Origin of the sequence: Pseudomonas sp. OV546, from assembly GCF_900116845.1 — a bacterium.
GTDB classification, from domain to species: domain Bacteria; phylum Pseudomonadota; class Gammaproteobacteria; order Pseudomonadales; family Pseudomonadaceae; genus Aquipseudomonas; species Aquipseudomonas petroselini.
In genome coordinates this window covers 827,519-851,825 of record NZ_FPCE01000001.1, presented here as the reverse complement: position 1 = coordinate 851,825, position 24,307 = coordinate 827,519, and the positions used below count along the sequence as shown (strand labels likewise).

The 24,307-nt window shown below is 62.4% G+C and carries 20 protein-coding genes and 1 pseudogene; 12 read left to right on the top strand and 9 right to left on the bottom strand.

Features of this window, described 5'->3' with window-relative positions; all coding sequences use genetic code 11:
* Window positions 1-13 precede the first annotated feature (13 nt).
* Complete coding sequence (locus BM403_RS04020; RefSeq protein WP_046034703.1) at window positions 14-907, top strand: AraC family transcriptional regulator; 894 nt, start codon at window positions 14-16, stop codon at window positions 905-907.
* On the opposite strand, the gene BM403_RS04015 is transcribed toward BM403_RS04020, so the two are convergent.
* Window positions 849-1,436 (bottom strand): LysE family translocator, encoded by a 588-nt coding sequence (locus tag BM403_RS04015; protein ID WP_093541681.1) that lies wholly within the window; start codon window positions 1,434-1,436, stop codon window positions 849-851. The two genes, BM403_RS04020 and BM403_RS04015, sit on opposite strands and share 59 nt — an antisense overlap.
* A gap of 239 nt (window positions 1,437-1,675) precedes the next feature.
* Here BM403_RS04015 and BM403_RS04010 point away from each other — a divergent pair, with 239 nt between their 5' ends.
* Window positions 1,676-2,518 (top strand): alpha/beta fold hydrolase, encoded by an 843-nt coding sequence (locus BM403_RS04010; protein WP_093541679.1) that lies wholly within the window; start codon window positions 1,676-1,678, stop codon window positions 2,516-2,518.
* A gap of 34 nt (window positions 2,519-2,552) precedes the next feature.
* Here BM403_RS04010 and BM403_RS04005 read toward each other — a convergent pair whose 3' ends face one another.
* Complete coding sequence (locus tag BM403_RS04005; protein WP_093541677.1) at window positions 2,553-3,437, bottom strand: NAD(P)/FAD-dependent oxidoreductase; 885 nt, start codon at window positions 3,435-3,437, stop codon at window positions 2,553-2,555.
* A gap of 144 nt (window positions 3,438-3,581) precedes the next feature.
* Here BM403_RS04005 and BM403_RS04000 point away from each other — a divergent pair, with 144 nt between their 5' ends.
* Entirely contained in the window at window positions 3,582-4,019 is a 438-nt protein-coding gene (locus tag BM403_RS04000; protein ID WP_046034699.1) for an Rrf2 family transcriptional regulator, read from the top strand.
* Window positions 4,020-4,023: 4 nt separating this feature from the next.
* On the opposite strand, the gene BM403_RS03995 is transcribed toward BM403_RS04000, so the two are convergent.
* Both BM403_RS03995 and BM403_RS03990 read right to left on the bottom strand, forming a co-directional pair.
* Window positions 4,024-5,469, bottom strand: coding sequence for a mechanosensitive ion channel domain-containing protein (locus BM403_RS03995; protein ID WP_093541675.1), 1,446 nt, complete (start codon window positions 5,467-5,469; stop codon window positions 4,024-4,026).
* A 68-nt stretch (window positions 5,470-5,537) separates the two neighbouring features.
* Window positions 5,538-6,398 (bottom strand): pirin family protein, encoded by an 861-nt coding sequence (locus BM403_RS03990; protein WP_012724788.1) that lies wholly within the window; start codon window positions 6,396-6,398, stop codon window positions 5,538-5,540.
* Between the two features lie 179 nt (window positions 6,399-6,577).
* On the opposite strand from BM403_RS03990, the gene BM403_RS03985 reads away from it, so the two are divergent.
* Complete coding sequence (locus tag BM403_RS03985; protein WP_012724789.1) at window positions 6,578-7,321, top strand: response regulator transcription factor; 744 nt, start codon at window positions 6,578-6,580, stop codon at window positions 7,319-7,321.
* 20 nt (window positions 7,322-7,341) lie between these two features.
* The gene (locus BM403_RS03980) at window positions 7,342-8,661 is read left to right on the top strand and encodes an ATP-binding protein (protein WP_093541673.1); all 1,320 of its coding nucleotides are present in this window, start codon (window positions 7,342-7,344) and stop codon (window positions 8,659-8,661) included.
* On the opposite strand, the gene BM403_RS03975 is transcribed toward BM403_RS03980, so the two are convergent.
* Entirely contained in the window at window positions 8,658-10,589 is a 1,932-nt protein-coding gene (locus BM403_RS03975; RefSeq protein WP_093541671.1) for a TonB-dependent receptor domain-containing protein, read from the bottom strand. The two genes, BM403_RS03980 and BM403_RS03975, sit on opposite strands and share 4 nt — an antisense overlap.
* A 78-nt stretch (window positions 10,590-10,667) precedes the next feature.
* Window positions 10,668-11,873 carry a multidrug effflux MFS transporter gene (locus tag BM403_RS03970; RefSeq protein ID WP_093541669.1) on the bottom strand — a complete coding sequence of 402 codons (1,206 nt, stop codon included), beginning with the start codon at window positions 11,871-11,873 and terminating at the stop codon, window positions 10,668-10,670.
* Window positions 11,874-11,974: 101 nt separating this feature from the next.
* On the opposite strand from BM403_RS03970, the gene BM403_RS03965 reads away from it, so the two are divergent.
* The 4 genes and pseudogenes from BM403_RS03965 (at window position 11,975) to BM403_RS03950 (ending at window position 17,107) form a co-directional block, all read left to right on the top strand.
* On the top strand, window positions 11,975-13,081 hold the full coding sequence (locus BM403_RS03965) for an efflux RND transporter periplasmic adaptor subunit (protein WP_093541667.1): 1,107 nt from the start codon (window positions 11,975-11,977) through the stop codon (window positions 13,079-13,081).
* A 2-nt stretch (window positions 13,082-13,083) separates the two neighbouring features.
* Window positions 13,084-16,167: an efflux RND transporter permease subunit gene (locus BM403_RS03960; protein ID WP_093541665.1), complete on the top strand. Its 3,084-nt coding sequence runs from the start codon at window positions 13,084-13,086 to the stop codon at window positions 16,165-16,167.
* Window positions 16,168-16,265: 98 nt separating this feature from the next.
* A pseudogene (locus BM403_RS03955) lies at window positions 16,266-16,682 on the top strand (hypothetical protein); the annotation flags it as partial.
* 26 nt (window positions 16,683-16,708) lie between these two features.
* A complete protein-coding gene (locus BM403_RS03950; RefSeq protein ID WP_371913994.1) occupies window positions 16,709-17,107 on the top strand; it encodes a hypothetical protein in 399 nt (132 codons plus the stop codon).
* A 265-nt stretch (window positions 17,108-17,372) separates the two neighbouring features.
* On the opposite strand, the gene BM403_RS03945 is transcribed toward BM403_RS03950, so the two are convergent.
* The 3 genes from BM403_RS03945 to BM403_RS03935 all read right to left on the bottom strand — a co-directional run bounded on the left by BM403_RS03945 (window position 17,373) and on the right by BM403_RS03935 (window position 20,424).
* Window positions 17,373-18,602, bottom strand: a complete 1,230-nt coding sequence (locus tag BM403_RS03945; protein WP_043205493.1) for a M20/M25/M40 family metallo-hydrolase — start codon at window positions 18,600-18,602, stop codon at window positions 17,373-17,375.
* A 48-nt stretch (window positions 18,603-18,650) separates the two neighbouring features.
* Window positions 18,651-19,709, bottom strand: a complete 1,059-nt coding sequence (locus BM403_RS03940) for a diguanylate cyclase (protein WP_093541661.1) — start codon at window positions 19,707-19,709, stop codon at window positions 18,651-18,653.
* 82 nt (window positions 19,710-19,791) lie between these two features.
* Window positions 19,792-20,424, bottom strand: a complete 633-nt coding sequence (locus tag BM403_RS03935) for a LysE family translocator (protein WP_046034687.1) — start codon at window positions 20,422-20,424, stop codon at window positions 19,792-19,794.
* Between the two features lie 123 nt (window positions 20,425-20,547).
* Between BM403_RS03935 and BM403_RS03930 the strand changes: the two genes are divergently transcribed.
* The 3 genes from BM403_RS03930 (at window position 20,548) to BM403_RS03920 (ending at window position 24,185) form a co-directional block, all read left to right on the top strand.
* Window positions 20,548-21,960, top strand: a complete 1,413-nt coding sequence (locus BM403_RS03930) for an aminotransferase-like domain-containing protein (protein ID WP_093541659.1) — start codon at window positions 20,548-20,550, stop codon at window positions 21,958-21,960.
* 168 nt (window positions 21,961-22,128) lie between these two features.
* On the top strand, window positions 22,129-22,869 hold the full coding sequence (locus BM403_RS03925) for a response regulator (protein ID WP_093541658.1): 741 nt from the start codon (window positions 22,129-22,131) through the stop codon (window positions 22,867-22,869).
* An 11-nt stretch (window positions 22,870-22,880) separates the two neighbouring features.
* Complete coding sequence (locus tag BM403_RS03920) at window positions 22,881-24,185, top strand: ATP-binding protein (protein WP_093541657.1); 1,305 nt, start codon at window positions 22,881-22,883, stop codon at window positions 24,183-24,185.
* The last annotated feature ends 122 nt before the right edge of the window (window positions 24,186-24,307 follow it).

Here is a 24,307-nt window from a genome sequence, read left to right as displayed (position 1 = left end):
TGGAACCATTGCCATGTCGCTGAACGTCACTGCTCACCCTGCGGATTCGCCACGCTTCTGGCGCGACCCCAACCTGCCCTTTATCGAGGCCCGCACCATCGCCGACGGGCGCAAGGTCACCTATACCCGTCACGCGCACGAGCACTTTTCCATCGGTGCGATCACCACCGGCCGCAGCTATTACCACTACGGTGCGCAGACATTCGAGATCAGTGCCGGCACCGTGGTGTTGATGAACCCCGGCGATGTGCACGCGTGCAACCCAATCCACGACCAGCCCTGGTCGTATCACATGCTCTACCTCGACACGCCCTGGTTGACCGACTTACAGCATCAGCTGGGTTTCAGCACCGATCAGGGCTACCGCCCGTTCACCACGCCGCACACACGCGACAGCGCGCTGTACAACGGCTTGATCGAACTGTACGCAATCCTGTTGGATGAGCACGCCGAGCTCCTGCACAAACAGAGCGCGCTGGTGAGCTACTTCAGTGAGGTACAGCAGCGCCTGAACCCGTCGCCGGCCCCCGTGCGTGAGGTCAACCATAAGCTCGAGCGCGCCGCTGAATACATCCGCGAACACTGCACCGAGGCGCTGAAACTGGAAGACATCTGCCTGGCGGCAGAGCTGTCGCCGTCTTATCTGATCCGCGCGTTCAAGCAGTATTACGGGCTGACCCCGCATGCCTTCCTGGTGAACCGGCGCATCCAGTTCGCCCGCACCCAACTGCGCCAGGGCGAGCTGATCGCCGACGTGGCCCTGGCCGCAGGCTTCGCCGACCAGGCGCATTTCCAGCGCACGTTCAAACAGCATTTCGCCGCCACGCCGGGGCAATACCGTGAGCTGCTCAAGCCAGCAATAAATAACCCACACTGGCCACCAGCAACCCGGCCATTGAACGGTTGAACAGCCTCACGCCACGAGCATCGCCGAGATAGCGGCGCAAAAAGGTTCCCGCGTAGGCCCAGCACGCCACCGACAGGTAGCAGATCACCAGGTAGATCGCCGCAAACAGCCAGACCTGCGCGGCATCGCCCTGCGCCACAAACAAGCCCATCCCCGCCACGCACGCCAGCCAGGCCTTCGGGTTGAGCCATTGCATGACCGCGCCATAGAGCATCGACGGCGCCGTGGCGGTGCCCTCGGCGTCCAGGCGGCCGTCGTCCACCGCCAGCTTCCAGGCCATGTACAGCAGGAAGACCACCCCACCCCACTGGATCAACTGGGTCAATATCGGCCAGCGCACCAGCACTTCATGCAAGCCCAGGCCGATCAACACCAACAGCAGCGTGAAGCCCACCGCAGCGCCGAACACGTGTTTCTGGCTGGCGACAAAGCCGAAGCGCGCCCCCGAACTCAGCGCAACCACATTGACCGGACCCGGCGTGATGGAGGTGGCCAGGGCGAAGGCGGCCATGGAAATGATCAAGCTCATTGCAGCTCCTTTTTATTCGAACAAGTGACGAAGGAACCACGGTAGAGGGCAATGCCATGGTGGTATTGAAAAAAATGCCCCTGCCTGGCTTAGACGGCTTTATTGCATTGATATAACTGCATTTGTTTCTTTCAAACCGCCGTTTTTGATAGACAAAAATGCGTATTTACCGTGCCTGGCGCGATGCTAGAGTTCAGAGCCTGCTCCCTTTTGATAGATCACTGCAAAAAGGAATCGCCATGTCACGTCGCCTGTTGGCAGTTGCCTGCCTGTTGTTGTCGTTCTCGACCGCCCACGCCGCTGAACGCTGGGAAACCCTGCCGCCGACGCCCGCCCCCGTGGTCGGTGCAAAGACCGGTTACGCCGCTGTCAACGGTATCAAGGTCTACTACACCCGCACGGGTCATGGCTCGCCGGTGGTGCTGCTGCATGGCGGCTTGTCCAACGCCGATTACTGGGGTCACCAGGTCAAGGCGTTGGCCGCCAAGCACACCGTGATCAGCATCGACAGCCGCGGCCACGGGCGCAGTTCACGGGATGACAGACCCTACGGTTATGACCTGATGGCCGATGACGTGGTGGCCGTGCTCGACAGCCTGAACATCCCGCGCGCCGACATCGTCGGCTGGAGCGACGGCGCGATCATCGGCATTGACCTGGCCCTGCGTCACCCAGACCGTATCGGCAAAGTCTTCGCCTTCGCCGCCAACACCCAGACCGCGGGAGTGAAGGACGGCGTCGAGAAAAATCCGACCTTCGCCGCCTTTATCGAACGCGCCGGCAAGGAGTACGCCAAGCTGTCACCGACGCCTGGAGAGTACGGCGCGTTTGTCGAGCAGATCAGCCATATGTGGGCCAGCCAACCGAACTGGACCGACGCGCAATTGCAGAGCATCAAGACGCCTATCCTGATCGCCGACGGCGACCATGACGAAGCGATCAAGCGTGAACACACCGAGTACATGGCCGCGACCATCCCCGGTGCCGGGCTGTTGATCCTGCCGAACACCAGCCACTTTGCGTTCCTGCAAGACCCCGCGCTGTTCAATGCCGCGCTGCTGGGTTTCCTCGACAGCAAATAGACCCTGGCCCCGTGGTGCATGGGCAACGTATGCCTCACCCCTGGATCAGCGAAAAATGCGCGCCCACCCCGGCGCGCACCCCCTCTGCCACGGCCAGCGCCACGGAACCGGCGGCAAGGGAGGCATCGCCACACGCAAACACACCGGCAACGGAGGTCTGGCGCAGATCATTGGTGTGCAGGTAAGGACCGGTGGGGCCGTCGGCCAACTCACAGCCCAGTTGCCCGGCCAAAGGGCTGATGCGGGAGCGCGACATCGTGAAGATACCGTCAAGGCTGAACACTCGGCCGTCGACCAGTTCCAGGTCGGCACGCTCACCGACGATACGCCGTACCGGTCCGTTTTCAACGCCGACCCCGCGTCGATCCAACTGCGCCTGTTGCTCGGCATCCGGGGTGAACACGCCATTGGAGAACAAGGTGGTGGTGCCCCAGTCAGGCAGCATCAACGCGTGGTGCATGGCCAAGGGTGAGGTTGCCAGTACGCCGATGCGGCCTTTGTCCAGCTCATAACCGTGGCAGTAAGGGCAATGGAATACGTGCTTGCCCCAACGCTGTTCGAGGCCTTCGATGGCGGGTAACTCGTCCACCACGCCGGTGGCGAGGATCAGGCGTTTGCCGTGAAACGTGCCGTTGTATTCGGTGCGAACGCCGAAACCTGGCGCCTGCTCAGTCGCCTCAATCACGCTGCCCTGTACCCAGGTGACGGTCGGATACTCCATCAACTGGCTGCGCCCCTCTGCGGCGATGGTCTCCGGCGCCTGGCCATCCTGGCCGAGGAAGCCGTAGGAAGTGGCCGCAAACCGGTTGCGCCGTTGCCCCGCATCAATTACCAGCACCTGGCGCCGCGCCCTCGCCAACTGCAGGCCCGCTGACAGGCCGGCATAGCTGCCGCCCACGATAATGACGTCGTACATCATGAAGGTGACCCCGTGTTGGGTGCATCCGGTTGTCCGAACGCTCTCACGACACACCATAAGTTACGTAAAAATACGCCGTCAAGCATCTCGCAACTTTTCAGGTTACGAACGATACTTTGGCAGGATTCAACCTGAGGTTTATTGATGAGAAACGACACCCGGCTTTCGCGCATGCTCCATGTGCTGATCCATATGGGCCGCCACGAAGAGCGTGCGACCTCGGAGACCATTGCCCAGATGCTCGGCACCAACCCGGTGGTGGTGCGGCGCACGCTCGGGCTGCTCAAGGAAAAGGGCTATGTACGCTCGGAAAAAGGCCACCAGGGCGGCTGGAGCCTGGGCAAACCCTTGAGTGAAATCACCTTGCTGGATATTCACAACGCCCTGGGCACGCCGTCGCTATTCGCCATCGGCCTGTCTACCGACCACCCCGAATGCCTGGTCGAACAGGCGGTTAACGCCGCGCTGACGGACGCCTTCGACCAGGCCCAGTCGTTGTTGCTGGCGCGCTTGGGGGATGTGACGCTGGCGCAGTTGGCGGACGATTTCGACCAGCGCTACCGCATCGCCATGGCGCCTTGATCGGCTACAACCCGCGCTTGCGCAACCAGTGCAGGAAGCCTTTCTTGACCGGTACCACCGGCGTTTCCTGGGTCAAGGTCTGTGCGGTGTGCAGGCGGAAATCCAGCAGCGCCTTCATCGCTTCGCTGATGTCGTGGCGCGCGTCCAGGCACGGTTTCAAGTATTCCTTCTCGATGCGGTACAAGGTGCAGGACGTCTTGGCGGTGAAATCCGCCAGCGCCGCCTGGTCCGACAGGATCCCCGCCTCGCCGATCACCTCGCCCGGTCCCATGCGCCCGGCTTCGAACTTGTGCCCGGCCTTGGTCAGCATCACCGAGACCACGCCGGATTCGACGATAAACAAATGGTCGCTCACCTCCCCTGCCGGCAGGATCATTTCGCCGCTGCGGTAGGTGTGCAGGGTCATGTTCTGGCTGAAGGTGTCTTTTTCTTCCTGGCGCAGGGTGGAGAAAATCGACGAGCGCTCAAGCAATGCGCGCGCCGCCGACAGGCTCGGCGGCGCACTGCTTTCGGTCGCCGACAACACGCCGACGCCCGCCGCCTGGAGGTGACGGAAGGCCAGGTCGTACAGCTGGTTACGCACCTCGCGCTTGAGGGCCATGGCTGGCACGAACCCGCTGATTTCATACTCGACACCGCCGGCTGCCGAGGTCTTGAACGCCACGCTCGGTGCCGGCTGGGCCAGCAGCGGTCGGCAGCCTTGCATCGCCCGCTCCAAGGCCTCGATCACCGTTTGCGGACGCGCATGGGGGCTGACCTGCAGGCTGACCGCCAGGCCGAACATATCCGCCGGGCGCGAGAAGTTGATGATCTTGGCCTTGGCCGCCAGGGAGTTGGGGATCACCGCCATGCTGCCCTGGGAGGTTTGCAGGCGCGTGGCGCGCCAGTCGATGTCCGTCACCCGGCCTTCGGTGCCGTCGATGGAGATCCAGTCATCCAGCTGATACGGCTTGGTGGTGTTGAGCACGATCCCGGAAAACACGTCGCTCAAGGTGCTTTGCAACGCCAGGCCGACGATGATCGCCACCGCGCCGGAGGTGGCGAGCACGCCTTTGACCGGCAAGTCGAGCACATAGGCCATGGCGGCAATGATCGCAATCAGGAAGATCACCGCCCCCATCAAGTCCTGCAACAACCGCCCGGTGTGCCCGACCCGCTGCATCATCACCGCCCCGAGCAACACCGTCAGCGTGCGCGCCGCGAACAGCCACCAGCCGATCTGCAAGGCGGTGGCGGCCAGGTGCAAGGCGGTGTTGTCCGCATAGGGCGCGAGCTGCATGGGGTTCATGCCGTCGTTGAACAGCACGGCACTGAACACGGCAAAGATCACCAACCGCGCCGCCAGCTTCCAGTTGGCGAGGTTGGCGGAAATAAGGCGCCACACGGCGATGTCGATAAAGATCAGCGTCAAGGCGCACAGCATCGGGTGATCAGCGATAAGTGAGGGCATCCAGGCGACTCCAGGGCGAATGACGGGAAGATCGCATGAAATGCCGCTCCGGGGTATAGCGGGTGTGCTTACATCTGCCCAAACCGCCCCGACTGAAAGTCAGCAAACGCCTGATGAATCTCCTGCTCGGTATTCATCACAAACGGCCCATGCCCGACGATGGGCTCGTCGATCGGCTCGCCGCTGAGCAACAACACCTTCGCGTCGTCGTTGGACGCCAGGCTGAGCTGGCTGCCGTCGCGTTCGAACAACGCCAATTGCCCTTGGCGCGCGACTTCCTCGCCATTGACCAACACCGTGCCGCGCAGGATCACCAGGGCGGTGTTGCGCCCTGCGTGCAGGTCCAGGGTGACCGCCTTGCCGGCCTTGAGGCGCAGGTCCCACACGTCAATCGGCGTAAACGTACGCGCCGGGCCTTGGGTGCCGGCGAATTCACCGGCAATCAGGCGCAGTTGCCCGGCATCGTTGGCCAGTGGCAGCACCGGGATGTCGCCATCGACGAGGGTCTGGTAACCGGCGTCGGCCATTTTGTCCTTGGCCGGCAGGTTGACCCACAGTTGCACCATTTCCATCACCCCGCCGCTGCGGGCGAAGGCTTCGGAATGGAACTCCTCGTGGAGGATGCCTTTGGCGGCGGTCATCCATTGCACGTCGCCCGGACCGATTTTGCCGCCGGCGCCAGTGGAATCACGATGCTCGACTTCGCCGTCGTAGACGATGGTCACGGTTTCAAAGCCGCGATGGGGGTGTTGGCCGACGCCGCGACGTTGTGCGGTCGGGGTGAAATCGACCGGACCGGCGTGGTCCAGCAACAGGAATGGGCTGATGTGCTTGCCCAGGGTGTCGTAGGAAAACAGGGTGCGCACCGGGAAGCCGTCGCCGACCCAATGAGCGCGGGGGCTGGTGTAGATGCCGATGAGTTTTTTCATGGTAGTCCTCCAAAGTGCATACACCTTAAAACCAATATCAATTCGGCGCTAGACGATGAAAACAGCCCTGATCGTTCCACTGATAGAACGGTATTGCGCGACGCCAGCACAAAAACAGCGTTAATGATAATGACTCGTAGTAATATCCCGCTCTCCCGCTCAACCCTCCGAGGGCTGCAATGCCGTTTGCCCCTGCGCCTGCCGCGCCTCGCGTGCTGGTGGTGGATGACCACCGCAAAATTCGCGAGCCGTTGGCCACCTATCTGCGCCGCCACACCTTTGATGTGCGCACCGCCGAAGATGCGGCCGGCATGTGGCAATTGCTCAAGACCCAAGCCTTCGACGTGGTGGTACTCGACGTGCTGTTGCCGGATGGCGATGGCTTTGAGCTGTGCAACCAGCTGCATCGGCGCAGCAATACCCCGGTGATCCTGCTGACCGCCCGCGACAACGCCGCCGACCGCGTGCGCGGGCTGGACCTGGGGGCCGACGACTATGTCACCAAGCCCTTCGAGCCTCGCGAACTGGTGGCACGCATCCACAGTGTATTGCGTCGCCAAAGCCGCAATACCGGGCCTGCGGCACCGCGCAGTGGCGCACGCGCTTATCGATTCGGCGGCTGGCATTTCAGCGTGACTGGCGCCACGTTGCGCCGCGACGGCAGCCCGGCTGTCCAGCTCAGCACCGCCGAAAGTCGCCTGCTGCAAGTGTTTCTCGCCCATCCCAACACCCTGTTGCCCCGCGAACGGCTGATCGACCTCACGGCCGCCGCCGACAGCGACGTGAGCGACCGCGCGATCGATCGCCAGGTCAGCCGCCTGCGCCGCAAGCTCGCCCAGGGCGATGCAGCGCAGGAGCTGCTGCGCACCATCTGGGGCGGTGGTTACCTGCTGGCCGCCGAGGTCAATGAATGCACGCCCTGAGTCGGCTGTGGCCGCGCACGATGGCGCGTCAGCTAAGCCTGCTGTTGCTGCTGGCCCTATTGGCCTCAAACGCCATCGCGATGTTGTTCCTGCAGCGCACCGGCAGCCTGATCCACCCGTTGTCCCGCCGTTTCAGCCTGGAACGCTTGAGCACCGCCCATCACGCCGCCATCGATCTGACGCCGAGTGAGACCGAGCACCTGTTAGCCGCCATCGGCACCGACGACACGCGCTTCTGGATTGCCCACACGGCGGAAGTCGCGCCCTTTGAGCTGCGCCCGGAAGAACAGCGACTGGCCGACGAGCTGCGCAGCCAACTGCAGCTGGACCCCGCCGCAGCCATTGGCATGCAGTTGGAAAGAGTCAGCGGCGCCGACGCGCGCACCCACGTGTTCAGCCCCGCCGGCTGGGCCCCCTTGCGCCTGCGCACCAGCGTCCCGTTGCCCAACGGCAGCTACTTGAACGCCGTGCAATATCCCGCCGGTGCCTACGAATGGGGCCGGGTATTGGCCTACAGCCTGCCGGTGACGACTCTGCCGGTGCTGTTGATCGTGATGTTTTTCATCGCCCGCGTGGTGCGCCCGGTGCGGACCCTGGCCCAGGCCACCGCGCGCGTCAGCCGAGGGGAATGGATCGCACCGCTGCCCGAACAAGGCCCTCAGGAAGCCCGCGACCTTACCGCCGCCTTCAACACCATGCAGGCCAACCTCGCCCGGCATGTCGAAGGCCGCACGCGGATGCTCGCAGCGGTCAGCCATGACCTGAACACGCCGCTCACCGAACTGCGCCTGCAGGTGGAATTGCTCGAACCCGGCGAGGCCCGTGATGACATGCTCGAAAGCCTCAGCGAGTTGAGTGCGATGGTGCGCGAAACCTTGAATTTCGTGCGTGACGATGCGGTGCAAGAACCCACCACCACGCTGTCACTCACCGCGCTGCTGGACGACTTGGCCAAGCGTTACCAACGCCTGCAACAGCCCGTTAACTGGACGGGCGCACCGCCGCTGATGCTGACCTGTCGCCCCCTGGCGCTCAAACGCGCCCTCACCAACCTGATCGACAACGCCCTGCACCATGCCGGTGATGCCCGGTTGAGCCTGGCACGCCAGGATAACGGCTGGCTGTGCATCGAGATTCTCGACCATGGCCACGGCTTGCCCGAGGACTGGCTCACCAAGGTGTTCGAACCCTTTGTGCAGCGTGGCGTCAGCGACGGCGGCGTGGGGCTGGGCCTGGCGATTGCACGCTCGTGCATCCAGGCCCATGGCGGCGAACTGGTGTTGGAGAATCGCCCACCGGCCGGCCTGTGCGCGGTGGTGCGATTGCCGGCGGCGCTTTAGAAGTTGAGCGTGGCGCCCATCCACAGGGTGCGGCCGTAGTTCACCGTGCCGTAGGTTTCATCGTCCAGGCGCTTGTCGGTGAGGTTGTTGAGGGAGGCGTTGAGGGTCAGCGAATCGTTCACATCGAAGGAGCCTCCGAGGTCGGCGGTGGTATAGCCCGGCGCCGGTTTGTCGGTAATCGTATTACCGGTTTCTTCACCGTAGTAACTCAGCGAAACCCAGGCCTGGGTGCGGTCGTTGATTGTCCATTCGCTGCGCACGTTGGCCTTTTGCTCTGGCGTGAGGGCCAGGGGTGCGCCTTTGTTGGCGCCGCTTTTCTGCTCCGAATCGGTGTAGGTGTAATTGGCCTTGAGCAGCACGCTGGGGCTGATGTCCCATTGGCCGTTCAGTTCCACGCCCTGGATGATCGCTTTGTCGACGTTGACCCGCTCCATGATGGTGTAGGTGTTCCAGCGGCGGTCGGTGGTGACGGTGGAGAGCTTGTCCTGGAAGTCGTTGTAGAACAGCGTGACGCCGGCCGACAGGTTGTCGCGGTTACTCCACAACGCCGAGACTTCATAGTTGGTGCTGGTCTCGGGCTTGAGGTCGGGGTTGCCGAACATCACGAAGCGGTTGCGGCGCAGGTAAGCGTAGTCCTCGACCACCGCACGCAGTTCCGGGGCCTTGAAACCACGGGCGATGCCGCCTTTGAGCGTCCACTGTTCGGTGGCGCGCCAGACGCCGTAGACCCGTGGGCTGAGGTGGGCGCCGTACTCTTCGTGCTCGTCCAACCGCAGGCCGGTGGTGAGGGCAAAGTTGTCGGTCATCGACCATTCGTTCTCGGCAAACAGGGCTTTTTGCACCACCGAGAACTTATAGTCGACGCGGTCGCCCAGGCCCTGATTCCAGTCGGTCAACTCGCTTTCATTCCATTGCAGGCCGACGGTGCTGACGTTATGCGCAGTGGGCACCACCAGCTTGGCATCGAACACGGTGTTCTTGATCTCGGGTTTGCGCCCGTAGATATCGGTTTGCTCCGGAGTGGCCTTGCCTTCGCGGGAGGAGGTTTCCTGGGACAACGCGACGTCTGAGGTGGCCCAGCCCCAACGGCCCTGATGGGACAGCGACCAGTGATCGCGGTTGTTTTCCTGCTCGCGGGTGGCCCAGTTGGCGCTCATGCCGTCGCCGTTCTTCAGGCGCGTGGCGCCCGCTTCCAGCAGGATGTCGTGGTCGAGGGTCGGCGTGAAGGCCAGGCGTGCGGTGAGGTCACGGTGGTCGGCCTTACTAAAGCCATTGGTCTGCTCGATATCGTCGTCGGCCTGGCGGTCCAGGTAACGGCCCCACACCTGCAGGCCGAGGAAGTCTTCCTTGAGTGGGCCGCTGAGGTAGAACTGGGTCTGGCGCGCATTGCCCTGGTCGCTGTGCTGGCGTGCGGAATAGTCGTAACCCACCGAACCGCCCCAGGTCGGCGAGACCTTGCGTGTGATCACGTTGATCACCCCGCCGATTGCATCCGAGCCATACAGCGACGACATCGGCCCACGCACCACTTCGATACGCTCGATGGCTGCGGCCGGCGGCACGAAGCTTTGCTCGTAGCCGCTGTTGCCATTGACCCGTGACTCCCGTGCGCTCTGGCGTTTGCCGTCGACCATGATCAGCGTGTAGTCAGCCGGCATGCCACGGATGGAGATGTCGGTTTCATTCGCGCCGCCATTGACCGTCACGCCCTCCACGTCGCGCACTGCGTCGCCGAGGTCACGGTAGGATTTACGGCGCAGCGCTTCGCCATCGATCACCGTGACGGAGGCCGGCGCGTCTTCCACACTTTGGGCAAAGCCGGAGGCCGTCACCACGACGTCATTGAGCGCCAAGGGCTCGTCGGCATGCGCGTTGAGGCTGCCGGCAACCAGCAGGGCCAGGGGTGAGAAGCGAGAAGCAGCAAGCATGGGCGTGGACCTTAGGATTGGACTCAAAAGAGAATCGTAATCATCTAGGTCAAAATAACTTGGACAAAGTGTGACAACTCAAACGCTGGGCACCAGGGCCGTGCGCCGCTCGCGCAACAGGTGAAACGCCACGAAGGCCGTCACCGCAAAGCACGCCTGGATGATGATCATCGGCGCGGCACTGCCGTCACGCAGGTGGCTCAACAGCACGCCGCTGCAGGTGGCGCCGAACATCTGCGAAAACCCCATCAGCCCCGCCGCCAACCCGGCGCGGTGTGCGTTGGGCATCACGCCGCCGGTGACCGAACCGGGCAAGACCAGGCCGCCGCCGAGGGTGGCCAGGGCAATCGGGATATCCAGTCCCACTGCCGACAAGCCGAACAGGGCATAAATGACCACGGCCAATACCCCGCCGAAGGCCACCAGCGCCACGCCCATCGCCACGATCCGCTGCGGCCCCAGGCGCATGATGTTGCGTCGGGTGTAGGTGGAGCCGACGATCAGCATCGACACGATCAGGCCGAAATTGATGCCGTACTCCAGGCTGCTGAAGCCCAGTAAGTTGATAAACACCGTCGATGAACCGGCGATCACCGCAAACATGGCGCCATAGGTGCACGCCAGGGCCACGGCGAACGCACGGTACTGGCGACCCTTGAGCAGATCCAGGTATTGCCCGCCCAGGGTGCGCCAGTGGCCGGCCTTGGGGTCGAGGGCGTGGTTGCTCTCGCGAAAGAACAGCGCGGCCAGCAGCAACACCACGCTGCCAATCGTCAACGCCAGGATGATCGGCGCGTGCCAGCCGAACAATTTGATCAGCAGCCCACCGACCATCGGCGCCACCACAATGGCGTAGAGCATGCCGATCATGGTCAACGCCAGGGCCGGCCCCGCTTCGGCCTTCCACACATCGCGCACCACCGTGCGCGCCAGTACCAGCGCGGCGCAGGCGCCGAGGCCTTGCAGCACGCGGGCGGCGATGAATTGATACATGTCGTCGACCAGCAGCATCGACAAGGTCGCCAGCACATACAGCGCAAGGCCGCCAATAAGCACCGGGCGCCGGCCGATACGGTCCGACAGCGGCCCGAACAGCAATTGACCGAGGCCAAAGGCTGCCACAAACGCCGACAGCGCCATCAGCGCGGAACCGGCGGGAGCGGCCAACGCCTGCTCAATGGCGCCAAGGCCGGGAATGATCAATTGGGTCGAAACCTCTCCCAGCGCCGTCAGGGCCACCAGTAGAAACAACAGGCTTCGGGATGGGACCGGGGCGTTCATCATGGAGGGCATCCGGGGGGCTGGATTAATTTATATTTCGACCATAATATGCGTAAAAAATTATGTCCATAATTTTTTACCCCCTGGTCACCCCGGAGCCCGCCATGCACCCTCTCCCCTTGCGTCTTGTTACGCCCCTGGCGCTGTTGATCGTCCTCAATGGCTGCAACAGCAAGGCCGACACCGCCGCTGAAGTGCCCCAGCCACGCCCGGTCCTCGCCGCCAAAGTCGAAGCCGCCGGCACCCAGCAAAGCGCCTACACCGGCGTGGTCGCGGCGCGCACCGAAAGCGACTTGGGCTTCCGGGTCAGCGGCAAGGTCATCGAGCGTAAAGTCGACCCCGGCCAGCACGTGTCCCGTGGCGACACCCTGCTGGTGCTGGACATCGGCGACTTCGAACTGGCCCTGCGCTCGGCGAAGAACCGCGTCAATGCTGCCCAGGCGCAACTGCGCCAGCGCCGCGACGACGAAAACCGTTACCAACGCCTGGCCAGTACCGGCGCGGTGTCACGGCAGATCTTCGACCAATCGGCGACCAACCTGCGCGTCGCCGAAGCCGAGCTCGCCGCCGCACAATCCGACGCCAGCCAGATCGAAAACCGCCGCACCTATTCCGTCCTCAAGGCCGACGGCGACGGCATCATCACCGACGTGCGGGCGGACCGTGGCCAGGTGGTCGCCGAAGGGCAGATCGTTGCGCGCCTGGCCCATGACGGCGCCCGCGAAGCCATCGTCAACCTGCCGGAAAACCAGCGCGACCAGGCCGCACAAAAAGCCTTGGCCTTCTCCTTCGGCGCCCCGGACCAGGCGGTGATCGCCACCCTGCGCGAATTGTCCGCCAGCGCCGACCCGACCACCCGCACCTACCGCGCCCGCTACGTATTGCACGGCGCCGTCGACCGGTTCGCCCTCGGCTCCACCATCACCGTGCGCCTGCAAGGCAACGGCCAGGCGCCGCAAACCCGCGTGCCCATCGGCGCACTGCAGGACTCAGGACAAGGCACCGGCGTCTGGCTGATCGGCGCAGACGACAAGGTCAGCTTCGCCCCGGTGAACGTCGCCAGCCTCGGCCAGGAAGAGGCCCTGCTCGACAGCGGCGTTACGCCCGGCCAGGTCATCGTTGCCCTCGGCGCGCACCTGCTGCACAGCGGTGACGCCGTGCGTCTCTTGCCCGCCCAGGTGCTGGCCCTCAACCGCAAACAGGAAAACTGAGCATGCGCGGTATCAACCTCTCGGAACTGGCGGTCAAGCATCGCGCGGTCACGTTGTTCCTGATCATTGCGATCCTCGCCGCCGGGGTCTTCTCGTTCGGCAAGCTGGGGCGCGCCGAAGACCCGTTATTCACGGTCAAGGTGATGACCATCACCGCCGCCTGGCCGGGCGCGACCGCCCAGGAAATGCAGGAGCAGGTGGCCGACCGCCTGGAAAAACGCCTGCAGGAGCTGGACTACTACGACCGCGTGGAGACCATCGCCCAGCCGGGCTTCGTGTCGATGCGCATGACCTACAAGGAGTCCACGCGCCCCAGCGAAGTCCAGGAGCTGTTCTACCAGACCCGCAAGAAACTCAGCGATGAAGCCGCCAGGTTGCCCAGCGGCGTGATCGGCCCCTTCTTCAACGATGAGTATTCCGATGTGTACTTTGCGTTGTACGCCTTGGAAGCCGAGCACCTGCCCCACCGTCAACAGGTGCAGATGGCCGAAGACCTGCGCCAGGGTTTCCTCAACCTGCCGGGGGTGAAGAAGGTCAATATCCTCGGTGAGCAGGCGCAGCGGATCTTTGTCGAGTTTTCCTATGAGCGCCTGGCAACGCTGGGCATCAAGCCGGACCAGATCTTTGCCGCCCTCGCCGCCCAGAACGCCGTGGCGCCGTCGGGGTTTGTCGAGACGGCCGGCGCCCGCGCCTACATTCGCATCGACGGCGCGTTCGACAGCCTGGCGCTGATTGAAAACGTGCCCCTGCAAGTCAACGGCCGTCTATTGCGCATCGCCGATGTGGCCAGCGTCAGCCGAGGCTATGAAGACCCGCCCAGCTACCGTATCCGCCATCAGGGCGACCCGGCGTTGATGCTCGGCGTGATCATGGAGAAACACTGGAACGGCCTCGACCTGGACAAGAGCCTCAAGGCCCAGGAAGCCAAGATCCAGGCCGACCTGCCGCTGGGCGTGAATTTCGCCAAGGTCTCCGACCAGGCGAAAAACATCAGCCTGGCGGTGAACGAGTTCATGCTGAAATTCTTCGTCGCCCTGGCGGTGGTGATGGTGATCAGCCTGTTGGCCCTGGGCTTTCGCGTCGGGCTGGTGGTGGCGGCCGCGGTGCCGCTGACCTTGTCGGTGGTGTTTGTGATCATGCTGCTCACCGGGCGTGAATTCGACCGCATTACCCTGGGCGCGCTGATCATTTCACTGGGGCTGCTGGTGGATGACGCAATCATCGCCATCGAAATGATGGTGGTGAAGCTTGAGGAAGGCTTCGACCGGATTCACGCGGCGACCTTTGCCTGGAGCTCCACGGCAGCGCCAATGTTGACCGGCACCTTAGTGACCATTATTGGCTTCCTGCCGGTAGGCTTCGCGCGTTCCGGTGCGGGCGAATACGCCGGCAATATCTTCTGGATCGTCGGTTTTGCACTGATTGCTTCATGGTTGGTGGCGGTGGTGTTCACGCCGTACCTGGGCGTGAAACTGCTGCCACAGATCAAGCCGGTGCCCGGCGGCCATGATGCGATTTACGCCGGGCGCTATTACCAGAAACTGCGCGGTTTGGTGCAAGCCTGCGTGGAGCGGCGCTGGCTGGTGACCGGGTTGGTCGTCGGCGCGTTTGTGCTGTGCGTGGCGGGCATGGGTGTGGTGAAGAAGCAGTTCTTCCCCAACTCCGACCGTTCCGAGCTGATTCTTGAGGTGTATATGCCGCCGGGCAGCGCCTTCAAAAGTACCGAAGCGGTGGCTGCGCAACTGGAAAAGGCGCTGCTGCAAGAGCCGCAAACGACCCTGGTCGACACCTATGTGGGCGGCGGTGCACCGCGCTTTTTCCTGTCGCTGAACCCCGAAATGCCGGACCCGGCGTTCGCCAAACTGATCGTCCAGACCCCGGACTCCCATGCCCGCGACGCGCTGAAAGTGCGCATGCGTGAACGCATCGCCGCCGGTGAGTTTCCCTCGGCACGGGTACGCGTGACGCAACTGCTGTTCGGCCCGCCCGTGCCGTTCCCGGTGGTGTTCCGTGTTTCCGGCCCGAATGTGGACGTCGTTCGCGGTCTGTCCGAGGACGTGCGCAAGGTCGTCGCCGCCAACACACTGACCAAGGACGCCTTCCTTGATTGGGGCGAGCGCACCAGCGGTTATCGCCTGGTACTGGATCAAGACCGTCTGCGCCTGCTGGGCTTCACCCCCAACGAGGTGAAATCCCAGCTCAACGCCTTACTCAGCGGCAACCCGATCACCGAAGTGCGTGAAGGCAACCGCACTGTGTCGGTGGTCGCGCGCGCCCAGGGCAACCAACGCGAGGACCTCGGCAACCTCAACAACATGACCCTCACCAACAGCGCCGGCACCTCGGTGCCGCTGGCCCAGGTCGGGCATTTCCAGGCGGTGATGGAGGAACCGATCCTCAAGCGCCGCAACCGCGCGACCACCGTCGAAGTGCGCGCCGACATCATCGACGGCGTGCAACCGCCCGACGTGGAAATGGCCGTGTACAAAGACCTGCAGCCGCTGATCGCCAAGCTGCCTACCGGGTACCAGATCGACATCGGCGGCCCAGTGGAAGAAAGCGCCAAGGCCAACGTCGCCCTGGCCGCGCTGTTCCCGATCATGATCCTGCTGACCCTCACGGTGATCATGTTCCAGGTGCGCTCGTTCGGTGTGATGTTCATGGTCTTCGCCACTGCACCACTGGGTTTGATCGGCGCGGTGCCGACCTTGCTGCTGTTCAACCAGCCGTTCGGCTTCAACGCGATTCTGGGTTTGATCGGGATTGGCGGGATTCTGATGCGCAACACGCTGATCTTTACCGACCAGATTCGCCAGAACCAGGACCACGGCATGCCGATTCGCGAGGCGATTATTGAAGCCACGGTGCGACGCGCAAGGCCGGTGATCCTGACCGCGTTGGCGGCGGCGCTGGCGTTTATTCCGCTGACGTTGTCGGTGTTCTGGTCGTCCCTGGCCTATGTGCTGATTGGCGGAGTGCTGGTGGGCACGGTGTTGACGCTGTTGTTCTTGCCGGCGCTGTGCAGCCTGGTGCTGGGGCGGGAGAAGACGAAAGTTGTCGAAACTTCCCACGTAACGGCCGGATAAGCTCTACTCCCTTCCCCTGAAAAGGTCCGCAAAGTCCCTCGCCTGATTACACAGTGCGAGGGATTGCAGATGGATTTTCTTGTTGTTGGAGCTGTTTCTTGACCCCGGCCATTGGCAGGCTGGCCCTGACCCCAATGGATGTGAAGACGGTCGATGTCGAGAGCGTCTTTCGCGATTTCCGGGAGTGCCTGAATACCTTTGATGACTGGGCTTCGAGCTTTTGGAGCTTTTCGGCGCTGGATGTCGAGCAAGTCTTCAAGGTCGGGGATGAAGTGGCGCTGGTCGCGCCGATCAACCGCTCCCTTTACCCAAGCAGCACCGTCGCTACGTGCCAGGCCAATGGCAAATTGACCCTGGTGCATATATTCCAGAGCGCTCAGTACATCTCCCAGACCGAACTGGATGAACTGCTGAAACTCGGTAAAAACTCGATTGCCCACGGCCTGCTGGTGCTCAGCGATGAGCCGCTGATGTTTATTTACTTGTCGGCGATATCCAGTTGGATACGGATGTTGAGCAGACGATGCTGAAACGCCCTTTTATGAACACTCCATACGTCCCTAATATCTCTCATATATTAGGTGCATTATCGATATACGACCTTGAGGAAACAATTGGAAAAGAGCTATGGAAGTACGACCCCAACAATCAAGAAGATAGGGAAAAAATCATAGTTTCTTTCATCCTGAAAGACCTTATGTACCTTTCCTACAGGCATCGTTTTATATTGATCTCTGCTCTCAGAGATGCACTAGACAATTCCGAATTTGATTTTTCGAAAGAATTTGAAAACGATTACGACGAATACATAACCATGGCCTGGAACGAAACAGAAATAGCCGACCCCCGAGGTTTCTTCGCCGACATCTATAGACTCGCCAACGAGGTCTGGAAAGATGATCTCCAAAAAGCCAGCCTCGAAGCCCCGTCAACTTGGTAACACCAACGCCCTCCAGAACAGCACCGCCCCCACTGTGGCGAGCGAGCTTGCTCGCGTTGGGCCGCGAAGCGGCCCCAGTGCAGGCAGTGGGTACTTTCAGGTTAAGCGGCATTGTCTGTTTTGGGGCTGCTGCGCAACCCAGCGCAGGGCAAGCCTGCTCACCACAGAAGCGTGTTCACCACACGAACCTGCTCACCCCAAAAAGTACCCACTCACCCTGAATGAGCTGCTCACCCAACCCCACCGGATGAGCCCTCCGCCCCAATCACCGCTTCGAAAGCTCCATAATCATGCGGCTAAGCAAATAAACCCGCGGCACCACACTCTCCACCTCGGCATACTCCTCCGGGGTATGAATATTCCCCCCGACAATCCCGAACCCATCCAACGTCGGTGTCCCTACCCCGGCTGACAAACTCGCGTCCGCCGCCCCGCCGCTGCCTTCAATCGTCAGTTTCTTGCCCAGTTCCCCATAAATCCCCTGGGCAATCGCCACCAACTTGTCCGACTCCGCCGTCTGCGGCATGGGCGGCAAGCCACGTTTCAAGCTGGTGGTGACTTCAGTGTCCGGGATCAGCTTATTCGCCGACACCCGCACCAAATCCTTCTCGATGCGATCAAATTCTTCCGGCAACGCCGCGCGTACATCCGCCTTGGCCGTGGCCTGGTCGGGGATGACGTTGGTGCGGTCGCCGGCCTTGAGCACAGTAAAGTTGATGGTGGTTTTCTTCTCTTCATCCCCCAGCTTGCCGAGTTGCAGGATCTGGTGCGCAACCTCCATCGCCGCGTTGCGGCCAAGTTCCGGGGCGACACCGGCGTGGGCGGCTTTGCCTTTGACTTCGACCACGGCGGTCGCGCTGCCTTTGCGCCACACCACCAGGCCGTCGGCGGGGCGGCCCGGTTCGAGGTTGAGGGTGACGTCGTGGGCCTTGGCGGTGTTGCGGATCAGCTCGGAGGCCGCATCGGAGCCGGTTTCTTCGCTGGCGTCGAGCAGGAAGGTGATTTGCGCGTAGTCCTTGAAGCCCTGGTCCTTGAGGACTTTGAGCGCGTAGATGCCGGCGACGATGCCGCCCTTGTCATCCATCACGCCGGGGCCATAGGCGCGGCCGTCCTTGATGTGGAACGGGCGCTCGGCCGCCGAGCCTTCCTTGAAGACGGTGTCCATGTGGGCCATCAGCAGGATCTTGGCCTTGCCGGTGCCTTTGAGGGTGGCAACCACGTGGCTGTTGTTGGCCGCTTTATCCGGCACTTGTTCAATAGCAAAGCCCAGCTGTTTCAGCTCGTCCACGGCGATATCGCGCACTTGCGTCAGGCCCGGCTCATACCCTGAACCCGAGTCGATATTCACCAGGCGTTCCAACAGCTTCAACGCTTCGGCCTTGTACTGTTCGGCGTGTGCCTGGATCTGTTTGTGGGGTTCGGCACTGTAGGCCGGCACGGCGAAGGACACGGCCAAGGTGGCGGCCAGGAGGGTACGCGAGAAGTTGAAGAGCATGAACCGATCCTTGATTGTTGTTGGAGGGTGCCGTGACACCCTACCCCACTAGACCGATCGCAACCAACTCCCCTGCACGGAACTCACGCGGTTTCGCCCACTGCTCTTGGCTTCGTACAACGCTTGGTCGGCATCATTCAACCAGTGTGTCGAATCCGCATGGCTCGGTTGATACGGCGCCAGGCCGATGCTCAAGCTCGCGCGCAACGTCGGGTCCTGGGCGTAGGCCAAGACGTTGAAGCGGTCGCGCAGCGCATCCATCACTTCGGTGGCGCGGTTGAGAGGCATGCCCGGCAGGATCACACAGAACTCGTCGCCACCGTAACGCCCGGCGAGGTCGGTGGCGCGCAGGTTCTGGCGCAGGACTTTACTGAGTTGGCGCAGGACGATATCGCCGGTGACATGGCCGTAGGTGTCGTTGATGATCTTGAAGTGATCAATGTCGATCAAGGCAATGGCGGCGCCTGAGCAACCCCGGCGGCAGCGCTGGAATTCAAGTTCAAGGTGGTCTTTCCAGGCGCCGTGGTTGAGCAGTCCGGACAGGCTGTCGGTGCGGCTCAACGCCAATAGCTCGCGCTTGTGTCGCGCCAGCGTCACCGCCTGGCGGTAGCAGATCCAACCCAATGCCAGCGGATACACCATCAGGATTGGCAGGCAGGCGTAAAGCTGAACTTGGGTGGTCACGGCGATAAAGGCCGGGGCGAACAACAGCCACGAGGTGCCGATACCCAGCGCCTGCGCCACCCACCCGGCCAGCATGAAACGGGGGCCGCCAATGGCCACGTTGTTCATGGTCATCATCGACAAGGTGGTCACACTGGGCAACGGGTTGAAGTGCATGGCACCGACCCAGAACCCACCGCAAAAGGAATCAAACAGCAGGTTGCGCCGTTCGCTGCGCAGTGCGTTGGTGGTGCGCACGCTCAGTTGAAAAGCCAGGTGCGGCCAGACAAACGCGTTGATCAGCATCCACGCCCACACCCACCCGGCAGGGTCCAGGGGATACATCCCGAACACCACGCACACTAACCCGAGCGTCAGCCCAAGCAGGCGGGATCTGTACAGCCGTGAAGCGAGCGGAAGTCCGGTTCCTTCTGCAGCTGACATGGTGAGATGAAATCCTGAGTGAATGCCAGGAGTCTATCAGGGCACCGGCAATTAGCCACTACCACTGATAAGCTCGGCGTCGTCAGTGGGCAAAGCCCCGCGCCAGCATCAGCGCCACGCCCAGCAGCAGCACCGCCGTGATGCGCTGCAACACCACACGCCGCTTGGGGTCTTCCAGCACATGCTTGATGCGCTGGCCGAAGTAGCAATACAGGCAGCCGCTGGCGAATTGCAGCAGCAGGAACGTCAGCCCGAGGATCGCGATATCCAGCGTCGAACGGTGCTCACCGGTCCCGGCAAACTGGGGGAATACCGCGCTGAACATGATGAGGGTCTTGGGGTTGGAAAACCCGGTCAGCAACCCTTTGCCAAACAGGTTGCGCGCAGCTTCCACGTGACCGATCCGGTCGATCACCACGCCGCTGCTGGTCCACTGTTTGTAGGCGAGGTGAAGGATATACGCCACGCCCACCACCTGGATTGCCTGCGTGATGACAGGATAGCCCTTGACCAGCTCGGAAAAGCCCACGGCAAAGATCAGGATCGATATCAGGTACGCCACACTCGCGCCGATCTGCGCCGGGATCGAACGGCGCAGGCCGTCGCGCAGGCCCAGGCTCAACAGCATCAGGGTCATGGGGCCGGGGCTGAACGTCATGGTTGCGCAAAACAGCAGGAAGTACAGAAACGAAGAAAGGGTTAACGCACTTGTCATGGCCGGGGACCTGAGGAAGAGAGCCTGCAGTCTAGGCAGTTGCCCTTGCGCAAGGCAGGTAAAGTGAGGCCTAATCCGCCCGAACTTCACCGGTAAAATTACCAGTAAAGATAAGGAAGTCGCATGTTCGTATCGGCCATTGCCTTTGTCGAGGGCACCCCCAAGGTGCAACAGATCGTCGAGGCATTCAGCCGGGCCATCGAAAACGGCGAATGGGCTGCCGGCAGCAAGTTGCCCTCGGTGCGCGAACTGACCCAGACCCTGGGCGTGAGCAAGTTCACCCTCAACGAAGCCCTCGACCGCCTGCGCGGGCGCAATCTGCTCACGTCCAGCCAAGGCCGTGGTTATTTCGTGACCGTGGACCGCGTCCATACGGCCACGACAAACTGGGTTGATTTGCTGCCTCAGGACCTGCTCAGCGTATTGCGCCGCCCCCTCGCAACGGTCTACGGCGAACTGCGCCCCGGCGGCGGCCACTTGCCCGAGGCGTGGCTGGACAGCGACGCCATTCGTCAAGCCATGCGCAGCGTGGTGCGTGCGCCGTCGTTGCGCATCGCCGGGCTGGGCACGCCGGCCGGGCTGCTACCGTTGCGCCAGGCGCTGCAACAGAAGCTGCACGGTGAAGGCCTGTCGGTGCCGGTGGACCAGATCATCACCACGCCAAATACCGTGCAAGGCCTGGACATGCTCATGCGCTTGCTGGCACGGCCCGGCGACACCGTGCTGCTGGATGCGCCGTGCTACTTTAACTTCCACGCCAACCTGGCGCTGCACGGGGTCAAGGTGGTAACGATCCAACGCCGGCCCGATGGTTTTGACTTCAATGCCCTCGAACAGCTTTTGGCTGAGCACCGCCCCAGCCTGTACCTCACCACCGGCATACTGCACAACCCCACCGGCCATTCCTTCAGCCCCGGCCAGGCATTTCGCCTGCTGCAACTGACCCAGCAATACGCTTGCCATATCGTCGAGGATGACCTCTACGGCGACCTGCACCCCACCCCACCGCCGCGCCTGGCCGCGCTCGCCGGCCTGGACCAGGTCACCTACCTGTCGGGTTTTTCCAAGACCCTCAGCGCCAACGCCCGCGTCAGCTTCGTGGTCGCCGCACCGCAACTGGCGGCCAACCTGACCAATATGAAGCTGATGAGCGGCGGCGTGACCTCCGAGCTGTTCGAGCAGATCGTGTACCGCATGCTCAGCGAAGGCAGCTACGCCAAGCACCGCAAGCGCATGGTGCAGCGCTTGATGGAGGCCGGTGGACGGGTCGAACAATGGCTTAAGCGTTGCGGCTGCGAACTGCCCATGGGTTATGAGGGCGGAATGTTCATCTGGGCGCGCCTGCCGCCCGGAATCAACGGCGAGCTTCTGGCCCAGGCGGCCTTGAAACACGGCATGGTGCTGGCGCCCGGTGCGCTGTTCGGCTATGACGCGGCGCACCGCGACTCGATGCGTTTCAATGTGGCCCACAGTGATGAGCCGCAGGTGCAACAGGTATTCGAAGCGCTGTTGCTCAGGGCTTCCAATGGTCCTTGAGCCTGCCGTAACCGACCAGCCACAACTCGCGCATCCCTGCGTGTGCCCGATTTTGCTTCGTCATGTATCTCCGTTATAGCCGGATACACTGCAATACAAAGGGCACAAGGCAAGGCCGTCGCCAGTGGCTAGACTGCGCTCCACTGAGTATTTAACGAGGCAGGCAGCATGGATCATGTCGATCACATCCTGATCGTCGATGACGACCGGGAGATCCGCGAGCTGGTAGGCAACTACCTGAAGAAAAACGGTATGCGCACCACCGTGGTCGCCGACGGCCGCCAGATGCGCAGTTTCCTCGACACGACACCGGTAGACCTCATCGTGCTGGACATCATGATGCCTGGCGACGATGGTTTGCAGCTGTGCCGCGAGCTGCGGGTGGGCAAGCACAAGGCCACACCGGTGCTGATGCTCACTGCGCGCAACGATGAAACCGACCGCATCATCGGCCTGGAAATGGGCGCCGACGACTACCTGGTCAAACCCTTCGCGGCCCGTGAACTGTTGGCGCGCATCAACGCCGTGTTACGCCGCACACGCATGTTGCCGCCAAACCTGGTGGTCAGCGAAACCGGGCGCCTGATCCGGTTTGGTCGCTGGCGACTGGACACCACCGCGCGCCATCTGCTCGACGCAGACGGCACCCTGGTGGCCCTGAGCGGCGCCGAATACCGCCTGCTGCGGGTGTTCCTCGACCACCCCCAGCGCGTGCTCAATCGCGACCAGTTGCTCAACCTGACCCAAGGCCGCGACGCCGATCTGTTTGACCGTTCCATCGACCTGCTGGTGAGCCGCCTGCGCCAACGCCTGCTGGATGACGCCCGTGAGCCGGCCTGTATCAAGACCGTGCGCAGTGAGGGCTATGTGTTCTCCTTGCCGGTGGAAATCCTCGGGGCCGATCAATGACGCCACGGTTTATGAGACTGCGGTTGGGCTGGCCGCGTACGTTGGCGTCGCAGTTGTCACTGATCTTCTTGATCAGCCTGGTGTGCGCCCATGGGTTGTCGTTCAGTGCGCAGTTCTACGAGCGCTATATCAGCGCGCGCACCGCCATGTTGGGCAACCTGGAAAACGATGTCTCCACCTCAGTCGCCATCCTCGACCGTCTACCCGCCAACGAACGCGCCAGCTGGCTGCCGCGCCTCGACCGGCAGAATTACCGGTACCTGCTCAATGCCGGCGAAACCGGCGAGCCGATGCGCAGCGACGATATGCCCATGGCCGCCACCTCGATCGCGGACGCGCTGGGCGAACACTACGCGCTGACCTTCCGTGACCTACCCGGCCTGCAAAAGCATTTCCAGGCGCACCTGACCCTGGCCGATGGCAGCCCGATCACCCTCGACGTGCGTCCTGCCGCTGTGCCCGTCGCCTACTGGCTGCCCGTAGTGCTGGTGCTCCAGCTGGCGCTGCTGCTGGGCTGCACGTGGTTCGCCGTGCGCCTGGCCATCCGCCCCCTGACCCGCCTGGCGCGGGCGGTAGAGACCCTCGACCCGAATGCCCACCCCACTGCGCTGGACGAAACCGGCCCGACGGAAGTCGCGCATGCCGCGGCCGCGTTCAATGCAATGCAACAGCGCATCGCCGAATACCTCAAGGAACGCATGCAGATTCTCGCGGCGATTTCCCATGACCTGCAAACCCCGATAACCCGCATGAAATTGCGTGCCGAATTCATGGAAGACTCCGCCGACCGCGACAAACTCTGGAGCGACCTCGGCGAAATGGAACACTTGGTGCGCGAAGGCGTGGCCTATGCGCGCAGCGTTCATGGCGCCAGCGAAGCCAGCCACCGAATCAACCTCGATGCGCTTCTCGACAGCCTGGTGTTTGACTATCAGGACATGCACAAGCAGGTGAGCCTGTCCGGCAAGAGCGCGGTGGTACTCGACACTCGCCCCCACGCCTTGCGCCGGGTGCTGGTGAACCTGGTGGACAACGCCCTGAAGTTCGCAGGCAGTGCGGAGCTGGTAGTGGGCTCGACGACAAGCGGGGAATTGTCGATCAAGGTGCTGGATCGCGGGCCGGGGATTGCCGAGGACGAACTGGTGCAGGTGATGCAGCCGTTTTACCGGGTGGAAAGCTCTCGCAATCGCGGCACCGGTGGTACGGGCCTGGGGCTGGCAATTGCGCAGCAACTGACCGTCGCCATAGGCGGGTCGTTGACCTTGAGCAATCGTTCGGGAGGTGGATTATGTGCCGAGATTCGCCTTGGGTTTTAAGCCGTGGGGAACTTGAGCTGCTCAGGTGCGCGTCCGCGTGGGGGTGCTGAGTTAGACGCTACAGCCTGAGAGTTTGAAAGGGGCGCATTGAGCCCCCCTCATTATTGATAATATTTAACCGT

Bases quoted from the DNA above. Each gene is read 5' to 3' on its own strand.
- BM403_RS04000 (WP_046034699.1), top strand. From the start codon at position 3,582: ATGAGAAACGACACCCGGCTTTCGCGCATGCTCCATGTGCTGATCCAT.
- BM403_RS04015 (WP_093541681.1), bottom strand. From the start codon at position 1,436: ATGAGCTTGATCATTTCCATGGCCGCCTTCGCCCTGGCCACCTCCATC.
- BM403_RS03990 (WP_012724788.1), bottom strand. From the start codon at position 6,398: ATGAAAAAACTCATCGGCATCTACACCAGCCCCCGCGCTCATTGGGTC.
- BM403_RS03945 (WP_043205493.1), bottom strand. From the start codon at position 18,602: ATGCTCTTCAACTTCTCGCGTACCCTCCTGGCCGCCACCTTGGCCGTG.
- BM403_RS03925 (WP_093541658.1), top strand. From the start codon at position 22,129: ATGGATCATGTCGATCACATCCTGATCGTCGATGACGACCGGGAGATC.
- BM403_RS04020 (WP_046034703.1), top strand. From the start codon at position 14: ATGTCGCTGAACGTCACTGCTCACCCTGCGGATTCGCCACGCTTCTGG.
- BM403_RS03935 (WP_046034687.1), bottom strand. From the start codon at position 20,424: ATGACAAGTGCGTTAACCCTTTCTTCGTTTCTGTACTTCCTGCTGTTT.
- BM403_RS03940 (WP_093541661.1), bottom strand. From the start codon at position 19,709: ATGTCAGCTGCAGAAGGAACCGGACTTCCGCTCGCTTCACGGCTGTAC.
- BM403_RS03970 (WP_093541669.1), bottom strand. From the start codon at position 11,873: ATGATGAACGCCCCGGTCCCATCCCGAAGCCTGTTGTTTCTACTGGTG.
- BM403_RS03920 (WP_093541657.1), top strand. From the start codon at position 22,881: ATGAGACTGCGGTTGGGCTGGCCGCGTACGTTGGCGTCGCAGTTGTCA.
- BM403_RS03960 (WP_093541665.1), top strand. From the start codon at position 13,084: ATGCGCGGTATCAACCTCTCGGAACTGGCGGTCAAGCATCGCGCGGTC.
- BM403_RS04010 (WP_093541679.1), top strand. From the start codon at position 1,676: ATGTCACGTCGCCTGTTGGCAGTTGCCTGCCTGTTGTTGTCGTTCTCG.
- BM403_RS03950 (WP_371913994.1), top strand. From the start codon at position 16,709: ATGAACACTCCATACGTCCCTAATATCTCTCATATATTAGGTGCATTA.
- BM403_RS03975 (WP_093541671.1), bottom strand. From the start codon at position 10,589: ATGCTTGCTGCTTCTCGCTTCTCACCCCTGGCCCTGCTGGTTGCCGGC.
- BM403_RS03980 (WP_093541673.1), top strand. From the start codon at position 7,342: ATGGCGCGTCAGCTAAGCCTGCTGTTGCTGCTGGCCCTATTGGCCTCA.
- BM403_RS03985 (WP_012724789.1), top strand. From the start codon at position 6,578: ATGCCGTTTGCCCCTGCGCCTGCCGCGCCTCGCGTGCTGGTGGTGGAT.
- BM403_RS03930 (WP_093541659.1), top strand. From the start codon at position 20,548: ATGTTCGTATCGGCCATTGCCTTTGTCGAGGGCACCCCCAAGGTGCAA.
- BM403_RS03995 (WP_093541675.1), bottom strand. From the start codon at position 5,469: ATGCCCTCACTTATCGCTGATCACCCGATGCTGTGCGCCTTGACGCTG.
- BM403_RS03965 (WP_093541667.1), top strand. From the start codon at position 11,975: ATGCACCCTCTCCCCTTGCGTCTTGTTACGCCCCTGGCGCTGTTGATC.
- BM403_RS04005 (WP_093541677.1), bottom strand. From the start codon at position 3,437: ATGATGTACGACGTCATTATCGTGGGCGGCAGCTATGCCGGCCTGTCA.